12 protein-coding genes are annotated in these 14,387 nt (G+C 74.9%); 7 read left to right on the forward strand and 5 right to left on the reverse strand.

The window, feature by feature from the left end; all coding sequences use genetic code 11:
* The first annotated feature begins 151 nt into the window (after positions 1-151).
* Complete coding sequence (gene holA, locus HK417_RS16900) at positions 152-1,147, forward strand: DNA polymerase III subunit delta (RefSeq protein ID WP_222268566.1); 996 nt, start codon at positions 152-154, stop codon at positions 1,145-1,147.
* 104 nt (positions 1,148-1,251) lie between these two features.
* On the opposite strand, the gene rpsT is transcribed toward holA, so the two are convergent.
* Complete coding sequence (rpsT, locus tag HK417_RS16905; protein WP_222268568.1) at positions 1,252-1,512, reverse strand: 30S ribosomal protein S20; 261 nt, start codon at positions 1,510-1,512, stop codon at positions 1,252-1,254.
* A gap of 188 nt (positions 1,513-1,700) precedes the next feature.
* Here rpsT and lepA point away from each other — a divergent pair, with 188 nt between their 5' ends.
* From lepA to HK417_RS16935, 6 genes are all read left to right on the forward strand, one after another.
* Complete coding sequence (gene lepA, locus HK417_RS16910) at positions 1,701-3,557, forward strand: translation elongation factor 4 (RefSeq protein ID WP_222268570.1); 1,857 nt, start codon at positions 1,701-1,703, stop codon at positions 3,555-3,557.
* A gap of 73 nt (positions 3,558-3,630) precedes the next feature.
* Positions 3,631-4,287: an MOSC domain-containing protein gene (locus HK417_RS16915; protein WP_222268572.1), complete on the forward strand. Its 657-nt coding sequence runs from the start codon at positions 3,631-3,633 to the stop codon at positions 4,285-4,287.
* A 167-nt stretch (positions 4,288-4,454) separates the two neighbouring features.
* Complete coding sequence (locus HK417_RS16920) at positions 4,455-8,048, forward strand: BTAD domain-containing putative transcriptional regulator (RefSeq protein WP_222268574.1); 3,594 nt, start codon at positions 4,455-4,457, stop codon at positions 8,046-8,048.
* A 2-nt stretch (positions 8,049-8,050) separates the two neighbouring features.
* Complete coding sequence (locus tag HK417_RS16925) at positions 8,051-9,439, forward strand: FAD-binding oxidoreductase (protein ID WP_222268576.1); 1,389 nt, start codon at positions 8,051-8,053, stop codon at positions 9,437-9,439.
* A gap of 97 nt (positions 9,440-9,536) precedes the next feature.
* A complete protein-coding gene (locus HK417_RS16930) occupies positions 9,537-10,934 on the forward strand; it encodes an FAD-binding oxidoreductase (protein ID WP_308123657.1) in 1,398 nt (465 codons plus the stop codon).
* 60 nt (positions 10,935-10,994) lie between these two features.
* Positions 10,995-11,300 (forward strand): hypothetical protein, encoded by a 306-nt coding sequence (locus tag HK417_RS16935; protein ID WP_222268578.1) that lies wholly within the window; start codon positions 10,995-10,997, stop codon positions 11,298-11,300.
* On the opposite strand, the gene HK417_RS16940 is transcribed toward HK417_RS16935, so the two are convergent.
* The 4 genes from HK417_RS16940 to selD form a co-directional block, all read right to left on the reverse strand.
* On the reverse strand, positions 11,290-11,610 hold the full coding sequence (locus tag HK417_RS16940; RefSeq protein WP_222268580.1) for a hypothetical protein: 321 nt from the start codon (positions 11,608-11,610) through the stop codon (positions 11,290-11,292). The genes HK417_RS16935 and HK417_RS16940 overlap by 11 nt on opposite strands.
* 13 nt (positions 11,611-11,623) lie before the next feature.
* Complete coding sequence (locus tag HK417_RS16945; protein ID WP_222268582.1) at positions 11,624-12,085, reverse strand: YbaK/EbsC family protein; 462 nt, start codon at positions 12,083-12,085, stop codon at positions 11,624-11,626.
* 172 nt (positions 12,086-12,257) lie between these two features.
* The gene (locus HK417_RS16950) at positions 12,258-13,223 is read right to left on the reverse strand and encodes a zinc-binding dehydrogenase (protein ID WP_222268584.1); all 966 of its coding nucleotides are present in this window, start codon (positions 13,221-13,223) and stop codon (positions 12,258-12,260) included.
* Between the two features lie 45 nt (positions 13,224-13,268).
* Positions 13,269-14,276: a selenide, water dikinase SelD gene (gene selD, locus HK417_RS16955; RefSeq protein ID WP_222268586.1), complete on the reverse strand. Its 1,008-nt coding sequence runs from the start codon at positions 14,274-14,276 to the stop codon at positions 13,269-13,271.
* Between the last annotated feature and the right edge of the window lie 111 nt (positions 14,277-14,387).

Raw genomic sequence — 14,387 nt, forward strand, 5'->3', positions numbered from 1 at the left:
GACGTGGCGGTGGTCGGCCGGGAGGGGGAGTGGGGCGTCGCCGTGCGCGGTCCCGACGCCGTGCTGCGGGCCGGCGCGACGGGTCCGGAGTCACCGTTGCCGGCACCGGTCGCGGCGCGGTCCGGTCGGTCCCGCGTGGGAGCATGGCCGCGTGGCAGCCGCACCCCCCGCTCCGACGTCCCGGCTGCGGCTGGTGGTGGGCGAGGAGGAGCTGCTCCGCGCGCGGGCGGTGACCGCCGTCCGGGCCGCGGTGCGCGAGCGCCACCCCGACAGCGAGGAGCACGAGCTCGCCGCGGCCGGGCTCCCGGTGGGTCAGCTGGCCGACGTGCTCGCCCCGTCGCTGTTCGGTGGGCACCGGCTGGTGGTGGTGACCGGCGTCCACGAGGCCGCGGCCGCCCTGGCCGAGGCGCTGACCAGCTACACCAAGGACCCGGACCCCGATCTCACGCTCGTCCTGGTGCACGCCGGCGGAAAGCGGAACGAGGCGCTGCTCAAGACGTTCAAGGCCGCGGGTGCCGCGGTCGACGACTGCCCCAAGATCAGCTCACCGGGGGACCGGATCGCGTTCCTGCGCAACGAGGTCCGCGCCGCGGGCGGCAAGATCACCCCGGACGCGACCGTCGCGTTGCTGGACGCGGTGGGCAACGACCTGCGGCAGCTGTCCTCGGCGGCCAGCCAGCTCGTCTCCGACTTCGGCGGCACCATCGACGCCGACGCCGTCGCCCGGTTCCACCGCGGGCAGGCGGAGGTCTCCGGGTTCACCGTCGCCGAGCGGGTGCTTGTCGGGGACACCGCCGGGTCGGTGGAGATGCTCCGCTGGGCGCTCGAGCGCGGGGTGGCCCACGTGCTCATCGCCGACGCGCTCGCCGACGGGGTACGCACCGCCGCGCGGGTGGCCTCGCTGAACACCTCCAACATCGGCGACCTGGCGCGGCAGCTCAAGCTCCCGCCGTGGAAGGTGAAGAAGGCGCAGAGCCAGGCGCGGGGCTGGACCATCGACGCGCTGCAGCAGGCGATCGGTGTCACGGCGGAGCTGAACGCGGACGTGAAGGGCGCGGCGGCCAGCGCCGACTACGCGCTCGAGCGCGCCGTCCGGCGGATCGTCGAGATCCGGGCCACCTCGGGAAACCGCCCCCGCGGCCGCTGAGGGTCGCGCCGGAAGAGGCTCACGCCAGCAGCCCGGAACGCGACGAGCCCCTCTTCCGCCGGGAGAGGGGCTCGTGAACGGGGCGGCGGGGCCGCCCCGGTGGATCAGAGAGCGGCAGCCCGCTTGGCCAGCGCCGACTTGCGGTTGGCGGCCTGGTTCTTGTGGATGATGCCCTTGCTGGCGGCCTTGTCCAGCGCCTTGCTGGCGGTCCGCAGAGCGGTGACCGCGGCCTCCCGGTCCCCGGCGTCGGCGGCCGAGCGGAAACGCCGGACCGACGTCTTCAGGGCGGACTTGACCGCGACGTTGCGCTGACGCGCCCGCTCGTTCGTCTTGATCCGCTTGATCTGGGACTTGATGTTCGCCACGCGTGAGCCTCGGATGTCTCGCAGGAAGGGGTACTTCTGACAGTGCGTCCACGGCACGGAGAAGCGCCTGCGGACCGGCCTCACAAGATACCAGCACACCGGAACAGCCCCAACCCGGAGGCCGGGGGCCGGCGGCGCGAGCGCGTCCTGCCGGGCTTCGGCTCGACGGCGGGGGAGAGCGTGGGACGATGGGCAGCACTGTGACGACTCCTGCCTCCACCGATCCTGCCCGGATCCGGAACTTCTGCATCATCGCCCACATCGACCACGGCAAGTCGACGCTGGCCGACCGGATGCTCGAGGTGACCGGGATCGTCGAGGGGCGCAACATGCGCGCCCAGTACCTCGACCGGATGGACATCGAGCGGGAACGCGGCATCACCATCAAGGCGCAGAACGTGCGCCTGCCGTGGACCCCGCGCTCCGGCGCGGACAGCAGCACCGAGTACGTGCTGGACATGATCGACACCCCCGGGCACGTCGACTTCACCTACGAGGTGTCCCGCTCGCTGGCCGCCTGCGAGGGCGCCGTGCTGCTGGTCGACGCCGCGCAGGGGATCGAGGCCCAGACGCTGGCGAACCTGTACCTGGCCATCGAGAACGACCTGACGATCATCCCGGTGCTCAACAAGATCGACCTGCCGGCCGCGCAGCCGGAGAAGTACGCCGGCGAGATCGCGCACATCATCGGCTGCGACCCCGACGACGTGCTGCGGGTGAGCGGCAAGACCGGCGAGGGCGTCGCCGACCTGCTCGACGCCATCGTGGAGAAGATCCCGGCTCCGGTCGGGGACGCCGCGGCTCCGGCCCGGGCGATGATCTTCGACTCGGTCTACGACATCTACCGCGGCGTCATCACCTACGTCCGCGTCGTCGACGGCCGGATCAGCAGCCGCGAGCGGATCAAGATGATGTCCACCGGCGCCGTCCACGAGCTGCTGGAGATCGGCGTCATCTCCCCGGAGCCCAAGCCGGTCGACGGGCTCGGGGTCGGCGAGGTCGGCTACTTCATCACCGGCGTGAAGGACGTCCGCCAGTCCCGCGTCGGTGACACCGTCACCCTGCAGCACAAGCCGGCCAGCGAGCCGATCGGCGGTTACAGCGACCCGAAGCCGATGGTCTACTCCGGGCTCTACCCGATCGACGGCAGCGAGTACCAGCTGCTGCGCGAGTCGCTGGACAAGCTGCTGCTCAACGACGCGGCGCTGCTCTACGAACCGGAGACGTCGGCGGCCCTGGGCTTCGGCTTCCGGGTGGGTTTCCTCGGCCTGCTGCACTTGGAGATCGTCCGCGAGCGGCTGGAGCGGGAGAGCGGGCTGAGCCTGATCTCCACCGCGCCCAACGTCGTCTACCGGGTGGTGATGGAGGACCGCTCGGAGGTCGTGGTCACCAATCCCAGCGACTGGCCGGCCGGCAAGATCGACACGGTCTACGAGCCGATCGTCAACGCCACGATCATCGCCCCCAGCGACTACACCGGCACGATCATGGAGCTGTGCCAGAGCCGCCGCGGTGCGCTCAAGGGCATGGACTACCTCAGCGAGTCCCGGGTCGAGCTGCGCTACGTCCTGCCGCTCGGCGAGATCATCTTCGACTTTTTCGACGCGCTGAAGTCGCGCACCCGCGGCTACGCCTCGCTCGACTACGCCGAGGCCGGTGAGCAGGAGGCGCAGCTGGTGAAGGTGGACATCCTGCTGCAGGGCGAGGCGGTCGACGCGTTCAGCGCCATCGTGCACAAGGACAAGGCGTACAGCTACGGCGTGATGATGGCCGGCAAGCTGCGCGAGCTGATCCCGCGGCAGCAGTTCGAGGTGCCGATCCAGGCCGCCGTCGGGTCGCGGGTGATTGCCCGCGAGACCGTCCGCGCCATCCGCAAGGACGTGCTGGCCAAGTGCTACGGGGGTGACATCACCCGCAAGCGCAAGCTGCTGGAGAAGCAGAAGGAGGGGAAGAAGCGGATGAAGATGGTCGGCCGCGTCGAGGTCCCCCAGGAGGCCTTCGTGGCCGCGCTCTCCACCAACGAGTCGACCGCCTCGAAGAAGTGAGCGAGCTTGCCAGCTCACCGATGAGCAGAGCAGTGGGCGGCACGCCTCCGGCGAGCGCCAGCGAGCCGGTGGCGTGAGCGGCCGGGTCCTCGCCGTCTGCGTCTCCGGCACGGACCTGCTGCCGCTGCCCGGCCGCCGGCCCGGCCGCAGCGGCATCGACAAGCGGCCGGTCGACGGCCGGGTCGCCGTCGGCGAGCTGGGTCTGGACGGCGACGTCCAGGTCAACCGGAAGTACCACGGCGGCGAGGGGCAGGCGGTCTACGCCTACGCCCAGGAGGACGCCGACTGGTGGGCCGCTGAGCTCGGCCGCGACCTCCCCCCGGGCCGGTTCGGTGAGAACCTGCGCACCAGCGGCTTCGACCTGACCAACGCCGTCCTGGGGGAGCGCTGGGCGGTGGGCACGGCGCTGTTCGAGGTGACCGCCTGCCGCATCCCGTGCGCCAACTTCGAGCGGTTCTGGGACGTGCCCCGGCTGGTCAAGCGGTTCACCGCGCAGGGGGCCAGCGGCGCCTACCTGCGGGTGCTGCAGACCGGCGAGGTGGGTGCCGGGGACGGGGTCGAGGTGGTGGCCCGCCCCGACCACGGCGTCACCACCGGCCTGCTGTTCCGCGCCACCACGACCCAGAAGCACCGGATCGCCGAGATCGCCCCCGCGCTGGCCCACCTGCCGGTCAAGGACCAGCCGAAGGTCGCCGCGAAGATCGACCGGCTGCTGGCCGCCCGCGCCTGACGGCGCCGGGTCGCGCTGGTCGCCCGCGCCTGACGGCGCCGGGCCGCGCCGGTCGCCCGCGCGTGACGGCGCCGGGCCGCACTCCCCGCCGCCGTCCGCGGCGGTGCCGCGGCCCCTGCCCTGCACGCGCTCCCTCGTCTACCTTTCGGGCGGGCAGCGAAGGGTGGGTGGTCGGCACGACCGAACTGCGGGTCAACCTGCTGGGTGAGCTCACGGCGACGTGCGCCGGGGCGCCTCTCGACCTGGGCGGTCCACGGCAGCGCGCCGTCCTGGCCGTCCTGCTGCTCGCCCGTGGCGAGATCGTGCCCGCCGACCGCCTCGCCGAGTCCGTCTGGGGCGACCACCCGCCGGCCGACACCAGCGGCGCGCTGCAGGCCTACATCTCCCACCTGCGCCGCCGGCTCGAACCGGGCACCGCCGCGCGCACCCGCTCGGCCGTGATCGTGCGGCAGGGGCCCGGCTACGCCGTCCGGCTGCCCGGCGACGCCGTGGACGCATGGCGGTTCGAGACCCTGGTGCTCCAGGCGGCGAGTGCGCCTCCCGCGCAGGCCGTGGAGCTGCTGGCCGAGGCGCTCGGGCTGTGGCGGGGGCCGGCCCTCGCCGACTACACCGACGCGCCCTGGGCCGAGGCCGAGATCGGACGGCTCACCGAGCTGCGCGCCGCCGCGCGGGAAAAGCTGCTCGCCGCCCGCCTGGACCTCGGCGAGGCCGCGCTGCTCATCCCCGACCTGGAGGCCATGGTCGCCGAGGAACCCCTGCGGGAGGAGCGCTGGCGACTGCTCGCCCTCGCCCTCTACCGGTCCGACCGGCAGGCCGACGCCCTCGCCGCGCTCCGCCGGGCGCGCGCCACGCTGGCCGACGAGCTCGGCGTCGACCCCGGCCCGGCGCTGCGCGAGCTGGAGGACGCCGTCCTGGCCCAGTCGCCCGCGCTGCGGGGGCCGCCGCGGCGCGCGCCCGGGCCGGCACCGCGCCCGCCGGCCGCCCGGGCGGTGCCCGACGACCTGGCCGACCGCGACCGTGAGCTCGCCGCGGTCGGAGAGGCCCTGGACGGGCTCGCCGAGGGCCGCCCCGGGCTGCTGCTGGTCGAGGGACCGGCCGGCATCGGCAAGACGCGGCTGCTGGCCGAGGCCCGCCGACTGGCGGCCGAGCGCTCCGTGCGGGTGCTCACCGCCCGCGGCAGCCCGCTGGAGAAGGCGTTCGGCTTCGGCGCCGTCCGGCAGCTGTTCGAGCCCGAGCTCACGGCGGCCGACCGGCGCGAGGAGCTGCTCAGCGGTGCCGCAGCCCCGGCCCGCGCGGTCTTCGACCTGACCCCGGGCGAGGCCCAGGAGGGCTCCTTCGCCGCGCTGCACGGGCTGTACTGGCTGGCGGTCAAGCTCACCGTCGCCGGCCCGCTGCTGCTGTCCGTCGACGACCTGCAGTGGTGCGACAGCGCGTCGCTGCGCTGCCTGGCCTACCTGGTCCGCCGGCTGGACGACGTCCCGGTGCTGGTCGTGGGCACGGTCCGGACCGGGGAACAGCACGAGGACGAGGAGCTGCTCGCCGAGCTGGCGCTGGAGCCCACGGCGGTCGTCGTCCGTCCCGCTCCGCTGTCGCCGGAGGCGACGACCCGCATCGTCGGCCGCCGGCTGGGGGAGCCGGTGTCGCCGCTGTTCGCCCGCGCCTGCCACCGGACCACCTCGGGCAACCCGCTGCTGCTGCGGCAGCTGCTGCGCGGGTTGGAGGCCGACCGGGTGCGGCCCGACGCCGCGCATGCGGACACCGTCGTCGCCGTCGGCTCCCGGGCGGTGTCCAGCATGGTGCTGGTCCGGCTCCGCCGGGTCCCGCCCGACGTCCCCGCGGTGGCCCGGGCGGCGGCCGTGCTCGGGGACGGCGCACCGCTCCCGGTCGTCGCCGCGCTGGCCGGGCTGCCCGAGCAGCAGACGGCGGCGGCCCTCGCCGTCCTGGCCCGGGTCGAGATCGTCAAGGACGAGCAGCCGCTGGCCTTCGTCCACCCGCTGGTCCGCGACGCCGTGTACCGCGACCTGCCGGCCGCCGAGCGCGGGCTGCGGCACGAGGAGGCGGCCCGGCTGCTGCGCGCGGCCGGCGCCAGCGACGAGCAGGTCGCGGCCCACCTGCTGCTCGCCCCGCCGCGCGCCGACGAGGGCACCACCGAGGTGCTACGCCGGGCGGCGCGGACCGCGGCCGACCGGGGCGCCTCCGACAGCGCCGTGACCTACCTGCGGCGGGCGCTCACCGAGCCGCCGTCGCTGCGGTCGCTGCCCGACGTGCTGATCGAGCTGGGGACGGTCGAGGCGCTGGTCGACGGCGCCTCCAGCACCGGCCACCTGCTGCGGGCCTACGCGCTGGTCGACGACGCGCGGACCCGTGCGGACCTGGCGATCGTGATCGCCCGTACCCACGTCTTCGCCAGCCCGCCGGGCACCGCCACCGCCTTCGCCCGGGAGGCCGGTGCGGTGCTGCCGGCCGAGCTGACCGACCACCGGCAGGCGCTGGTCGCGCTGGAACGGACCAGCGGCTACATGCATGGCCTGGACCCCGCCGTGTGGCGGACGCCGACGCCCCCGGAGCCGGAGGGGGACGGCGACGGGGCCCGGATGCTCGCCGCCTCGCTGGCGTTCGAGACCACCCTGGCCGGGCAGGACCGGGCCCGCGCCGTCGAGCTGGCCCGCGCCGCCCTCGCCGGGGACCGGCTGTGGACCGTCGACAGCGGGCTGTTTTGGATCGTGGCCGCCGTCGTCCGGGTGCTCGCCGACGACGACCTCGGGGACTTCTGGCACCGGGCCCGGGCGGCGGCCCACGCGCAGGGGTCGCTGTTCGCCGTGCACTCGACCAACCTCTGGCAGGGGTTCTGGCACTGGCGGCGGGGTGAGCTGGACGAGGCGCTCACCTGCCTGCGGGATGCCCTCGACCAGTCCCAGATGTGGGGCGGCACCGAGCTCGGCGACTCGTACACCCGGGCCTTCGAGATCGCCTGCCACCTCGACCGCGGGGACCTCCCCGCCGCCCGCCGGGCCGCGGACGCCGGGCTGGCCGGGCCGCACCCCGGGGAAGGAGGCCGGCTGCTCCAGCACGGTGTCGCCCGGCTGCTCGTCGCGGAGGGCAGGTACGAGGAGGCCCTTGGCACCGTCGTGCGCATCCCCGCGCCCGTGCCGATCCCGAACCCGGTGTGGCACCCCTGGCGGGGCACCGGCGCGCTGGCGCTGGCCGGCCTCGGCCGCACCGACGAGGCGGTGGAGCTGGCGGAGGAGGAGGTCCGGCTGCTGCGGCGGTGGGGTGCGCCCAGCCATCTCGGCGCCGCGCTGCGCCTGCTCGGTGAGCTGCGCGGCCCGGCGGGGCTGGCCGACCTGCGCGAGGCGGTGGAGGTGCTGACGCCCACCTCGGCCGCGGTCGAGCTGGGCCGGGCGGGCTGCGCGCTGGGCCGCCGTCCGGACGTGCCCGACGAGGAGGCGGAGCCGTTGCTGCGCGCCGCGAGCGAGACCGCGCACCAGCGGGGCGCGGCGGGGGTCCTCGCGGAGGCCTGCGCGGCGCTCGAGGCGCGTGGGCTGGCCGACGAGCCCCGGCCCGCCGCCGAGCACCTGTCCACGACCGAGCGCCGCATCCTCGACCTGACCGCGGCCGGCCTCGACGTCCGCGAGGTCGCCGAGCGGCTGTACCTCGCGCCGGGCACGGTCAACTCGGTGCTGCAGGCCGCGGACGGCGACCGCCTCAAGTTCCTCTCAAGTCCGCCGACCGACGCTGTCCACCGCGCTGAGACGAGGTGACCGTGACGCAGCAGCAGAGGCCGATCCCCGCCCGCATCCGGGCGGAGGGCCTGCGTGGGCTGTGCGGGGGATCGGTGCACCTGCCCGGTGACCCGGCCTACGACATGGCCCGCTCGCCGTGGAACCTGCAGCTGTCCGACCACCCGGCCGCGGTGGTCTACCCGGCGTTCCCGGACGAGGTGGCCGACGTCCTGCGCACGGCCTGCGCGGCCGGGCTGTCGGTGGCGCCGCAGGGGACCGGGCACGGCGCGCCGCCCCTGCACGGCCACCTGACCGAGGCCGTGCTGCTGCGCACCTCGGCGATGAGCGAGCTCGTGGTGGACGTCGGCCGGCGCAGCGCGCGGGTCGGCGCGGGCGTGCTGTGGGGGGACCTCACCGACGCCGCCGGACGGGTCGGGCTGGCCGCCCGGCACCCGTCGTCCCCGGACGTCGGCGTCGTCGGGTACTCACTCGGCGGCGGCATCGGCTGGTACGCGCGCCGGCTCGGGCTGCAGTGCAACGCGGTCACCGCGGTCGAGCTGGTGCTCGCCGACGGCACCTTCGTCCGGGCCACCGCCGACGACGACGCCGACCTGTTCTGGGCGCTGCGCGGCGGGGCGGCCCCGCTGGGCGTCGTGACCGCGCTGGAGTTCGACCTGTTCCCGCTCGACACCGTCGTCGCGGGCTTCCTGGCCTGGGACTGGACCGCCGTCGACCGGGTGCTGCCGGCCTGGGTGGCGTGGTGCGCCGACGCGCCGGAGGAGGCGACCACCGCCTTCCGGCTGCTGGAGGTCCCGTCGGCGGAGGAGTTCCCCGCGCACCTGCGCGGGCGGCGGCTGGCGATGGTGGACGGCGCCGTCCTGGGGGACGACGGGTCCGCCGCCGACGTCCTCGCCCCGCTGCGGGCGCTCGCCCCGGAGCTCGACACCGTCGCCCGGGTGGCCGCCGCGTCGCTCGCCCGGCTGCACCTGGACCCCGAGGGGCCGACGCCGGCCTACGCCAGCAGCACGCTCGTCGCCGGCCTGCCCGACGCCGCGATCGGCGCAGTCATCGACGCCGTGGGCCCCGGCTCGGGCACCCGGCTGGCCGCCGCCGAGCTGCGCCAGCTCGGTGGCGTGCTGTCCCGGCCGGACCCGGACGGCGGCGCGCTGTCCTTCCTCGACGGGGCCTTCCTCGCCCTCGGTCTGGGCCTCGAGGGCGGGCCGGAGGACTGGCCGCAGCAGCGGGCCGCCGCGGCCCGCTTTCTCTCCGCGCTGGAGCCGTGGGCGACCGGCCGGCACTACCTGCCGATGCTCGACGAGCCGGTCGACACCCGGAAGGTCTTCCCGCCCGGGGTGCACGCCCGGCTGTCGGCGATCCGGCACAGCGTGGACCCCCGCGGGCTGTTCGTCGCGCCGCACGCCCTGGCTTGAGCCCCGCCGCCAAGGACGGCTCAAGAGCCCGGCAAGACCGCGGCGGCACCGTCCCTCCAGACGTCATCCGGACGTCGCCCCGGACCTGGAGGATCCCGTGACCTCACTCCTCGACACCGCCGTCGACGAGACCACCGCCGTCGACGCCCCGTTCGACGTGCTCGACGCCGTCCTGACCGGCTCGGTGCACACGCCCGACGACCCCGGCTACGGCCCGCTGGTCTCGCCGTGGAACCTCGCCGTGCCCGTGCAGCCGGCCGCCGTGGTCGACGCGCGGACGGCGCAGGACGTCGCCACGGCGGTGCGCTTCGCTGGCGCCTTCGGGTTGCGCGTCGGCGTCCAGGCCACCGGCCACGGCGCCGTACCCGGCATCACCGGGGACCTGCTGATCTCCACCAAGGGCCTGGACGAGCTCACCGTGCACCCGGAGGGCTGGGCCCGGGTGGGCGCCGGCGTGAAGTGGCTCCGGGTCATCGAGGCCGCGGCCCCGCTCGGGCTCGCCCCGCTCAACGGGTCCTCCAGCGACGTCGGTGTCGTCGGCTACACCACCGGCGGCGGCGTGGGCCCGATGACGCGGACGCACGGCCTGGCCGCCGACCGGGTTCGCGCGTTCGACGTCGTCACCGGCGACGGCGTGCTGCGCCGGGTGACCCCCACCGAGCACCCCGACCTGTTCTGGGCGCTGCGCGGCGGCAAGGGCACGACCGGCATCGTCACCGCCGTCGAGTTCGACCTGCTGCGCATGTCCACCTTCTACGGCGGCGCCATCTACTTCGACGGCGCGGACACCGCCCGGGTGGTCGAGGCGTGGCGGCACTGGTCGGCGACCCTGCCGGAGGAGGGGACGACGTCCTTCGTCATCTTCCAGCTGCCGCCGCTGGAGTTCGTGCCGCCGCCGCTGGCCGGGCGGATGACCCTCGGCGTCCGGTTCCTGTGGACCGGCGACCCGGCGGAGGGCGCGCGGCTGCTCGACCAGCTGCGCGCGGTCGCCCCGGTGGTCCTGGACGACGCCGCGCTGAAGCCGTACACCGCCGTCGACTCGGTGCACGCCGACCCGGTCGACCCGATGCCGGTGATCGACCCCGCGATCCTGCTGCGCGACTTCCCGGCCGAGGCGGCCGAGCTGCTGCTCGCCGTCGCCGGACCCGGCTCGGGGTCGCCGCAGGTGCTGGTCGAGGTGCGCCAGCTGGGCGGGGCGTACGCCCGCGAGGCCGAGCACCCCAACGCCTTCGACCACCGCGCCGCCCGCTACAGCGTGCTCGTCGTCGGCATGGCACCCGACCCGGCGGCCCCGGGGCACGCCGAGGCGGTCTTCAGCGCCCTCGCCGACTGGGACACCGGCACCGTGTGGCCCAACTTCGGCCCGGTGCACGACGCGCGGTCGGCCCGGCGGGCCTACGGCGAGGCGACCCGGCGGCGTCTCGCCGAGATCGTGGCGGCCTACGACCCGGACGGCGTCCTGACGCTGGGCCGCTGGACCCGGGAGACCGACTAGCGTGAACCCCCGGTCCGGCGGGACCGCCGGACCGGGGATCCAGCCTGAGCGGAGTCCGCCATGACCTACGGGTTCGTCATGGACGTGCCGGCGCCGATCGAGCTCTACGACGCCCTGCACGCGGAGATCGGGCGCCGGAGCGAGGGCCGGGACGACGGCCTGCTGCTCCACCTCGGCCGGGCCACCGACGACGGCTTCCAGGTCCTCGAGATCTGGGAGTCGAAGGAGCACTGCGACCGGTACGACGCCGAGGTCGTCGCTCCCGCGCTCGCCGAGCTGGCGGACGGGCAACCCGCCGCGCAGCCGGCGAAGCAGGAGTTCGAGCCGCGCGGGCTGGTCATCCCCGGCGCCGCCGTCAGGGTGTGACGGCCGCGCCGGACGCCACCTTGTAGTGGCTCACCGTGGTCTCCCGGTCGACGAGGTACCGCTCGTCCTCCGGGTAGAACACGGCCTGCTCGACGTGGTCGCCGGCGAACGCCCGGATCGCCTCGAACGACTCCCACAGGCTGAAGGTGACGACCTCCGTCCGCCCGTCGTCGAGGTCGCGGGTGAGCATCCAGGCACCCTGGTTGCCGGGCGTCCGGCGGTACTCCGCCATCCCGGTCGCCTCGATGTAGTCGACGTAGGCGTCGCGGTCCGCGGTGCGGACCCATCCGCGCCAGATCCGGCCGATCACAGCGGTCCTCCGTTCAGGAGACTGCGGCCTCCAGGCCGCCGGTGACCCGCACCAGGTCGGTGTAGGTCACCGAGATCATCGTGTGGTGGTCGCCGCCGCCGGCCCACAGCAGCGGGTGTGCGGACAGGTCGACGTCGACGACGGTGCGCAGCCGGGACGGGTGGCCGACGGGCGCGACCCCGCCGACCTCCTGGCCGGTGGCCGCGAGCACGAACTCCGGTGTCGCCCGCCGGACGCGCGCGGCGCCGACGAGCGCGGCCACCTTGCCGGTGTCGACGCGGTGCGCGCCGCTGGCCAGCACGAGCAGGGGAACGCCGTCGGCGTCGAACACCAGGCTGTTGGCGATCGCGCCGACCTCGCAGCCCAGGACCCGAGCGGCCGCGGCCGCCGTGGGCACCGGCTCGTCGAACCGGCGCACCTCGGCGTCGACGCCCCCGGCGCGCAGCGCCGCGACCACCCGCCCGACCGCACTCACCGGTTCACCGCTCACAGCGCTGTCCGGTTCGCTCCCGCGGGGCGCTCCGCTCCTCGCTCGTTCCTCGCTGCGATGCTCACGACCCTGTCCGCTCACAACGCTGTCCGGTTCGCTCCCGGGGGCGCTCCGCTCCTCGCTCGTTCCTCGTTGCGATGCTCACGCCCCTGTCCGCTCACAACGTGAAGACGATCTTCCCGGCCGTCCGGCCCTCGAGCATCCGCTCGAAGCCCTCCCGCGCCTGCGCCAGCGGCAGCTCCACGTCGATCTGGGGACGCACGCCGGTCACCCGGCACATCTCGATCAGGTCCTCGAGCTCCCCGCGGGTGCCCATCGTCGAGCCGATCACCGACAGCTGGGTGAAGAAGACCCGGTTGAGCTCCGCGCCGGGGTCGTAGCCGGTGGTGGCGCCGCAGGTCACCACGACCCCGCCCGGGCGCAGCGACTTGATGCTGTGCGACCAGGTCACCTTGCCGACGCTCTCCATCACGCCGTCCACCCGCTCGGGCAGCCGCGCACCGGGCTCGAACGCCTGGTCGGCACCGAGCGCCAGGGCCGCCGCCCGCTTCTCCTCGCTGCGGCCGGTCACCCACACCCGGTAGCCGGCGGTGCTGCCCAGCCGGATCAGCGCGGTCGCGACGCCGCCGCTGGCGCCCTGCACCAGGATGGTCGAACCCGGGCGCAGACCGGACTTCACGAACAGCATCCGGTAGGCGGTCAGCCACGCGGTGGGCAGGCAGGCGGCCTCGGCGAAGGACAGCTCGGCGGGCTTGGGCAGCAGGTTGCGCCGCGGCACCGCGACCCGCTCGGCGAAGGTGCCCTGGTGCAGCTCGGAGAACAGCGTCCGCTTCGGGTCCAGGGTCTCGTCGCCGGTCCAGCCGGGGCTGGCCACCACCCCGTGGACGACGACCTCGTTGCCCTCCTCGTCCACGCCGGCCGCGTCGGTCCCCAGCACCATCGGCATCCGCTCGGCCGGCAGCCCGACCCCGCGCAGGCTGAAGACGTCGTGCTGGTTCAGCGAGGCGGCCCGGACCTGCACCGTCGTCCAGCCCTCGGGCACCTCGGGCCCGGGGCGGTCACCGACCTCCAGCACCGACAGCGGGTCGTCCGGGGCGGGCGTCGAGACGAAAGCAGCGAGCATGCAGGCAAGCTAACAGCGAGGGCAGAAATGGCCACTTCTGCCCGGTCAGCGGACGACGACGACGTGCTCCTGCCGCGGCACGAACTCACCGATCACCGGCGCCCCGGGCACCTCCCCGCCGAGCAGCAGCCCGCCGGAGGTCTGCGCGTCGGCCAGCAGCAGTCCCTCGTGCTCGTCGACGGCCGACAGGTCGGCGTGCGGCCGCACCCAGTCGAGGTTCCGCCGGGTGCCACCGGAGACGAACCCGGCGGCCAGCGCCTCCCGCGCCCCGGCCAGGTAGGGGACGGCGGCGGCGTCCACCACCGCGGTCACGCCACTGGCCCGGGCCATCTTGTACAGGTGGCCGAGCAGTCCGAACCCGGTGACGTCGGTGCCGGCCCGGATCCCAGCGGCCAGCGCCGCCCGGGACGCCTCCGCGTTGAGCGCGGTCATCGACGCGAGCGCCTCCGCGGACACCTCGCCGGTGCTCTTCATCCGGTTGTTGAGCACCCCCACGCCCAGCGGCTTGGTCAACGACAGCGGGGTGCCGGCCACCGCGGCGTCGTTGCGGATGAGCCGGGCCAGGTCGACCAGCCCGGTGACCGCCATGCCGTACTTGGGTTCGGGGTCGTCGATCGAGTGCCCGCCGCCGACGTGGCAGCCGGCCTGCTGGGCGACCTCGAGGCCGCCCCGCAGCACCTCGGCGGCGAGCTCCGCGGGGAGCACGTCGCGCGGCCAGCCGAGCAGGTTCACCGCGACCACCGGGGTGCCGCCCATCGCGTACACGTCGGACAGCGCGTTCGCGGCGGCGATCCGGCCGAAGTCGTAGGCGTCGTCGACGACCGGGGTGAAGAAGTCGGTCGTGAGCACCAGCCCCTGGCCGCCGGGCAGCTCGACGACGGCGGCGTCGTCCCCGTCGTCCAGTCCGACCACGAGCCGGGTGACTGGGTCGGCCGGCCCGGCACCGGTCAGGCCGGCCACGACGGCCTCGAGCTCGCCGGGCGGGATCTTGCAGGCGCAGCCGCCGCCGTGGGCGTACTGGGTGAGCCGGACGGTCGCGGGAGCGGTGGTCACGAGGCCGAGGTTAGAACCGCTCGCAACCGGCCGCAGCGGCGTCCTGCCTGGTCGTCGTTGCGAAACCGTGTTGCGGACCGGTGAACGGAGACGGTTGCGGGACGTTACGCT

Source organism: Modestobacter marinus, assembly GCF_019799945.1.
Lineage (GTDB): Bacteria > Actinomycetota > Actinomycetes > Mycobacteriales > Geodermatophilaceae > Modestobacter > Modestobacter marinus_B.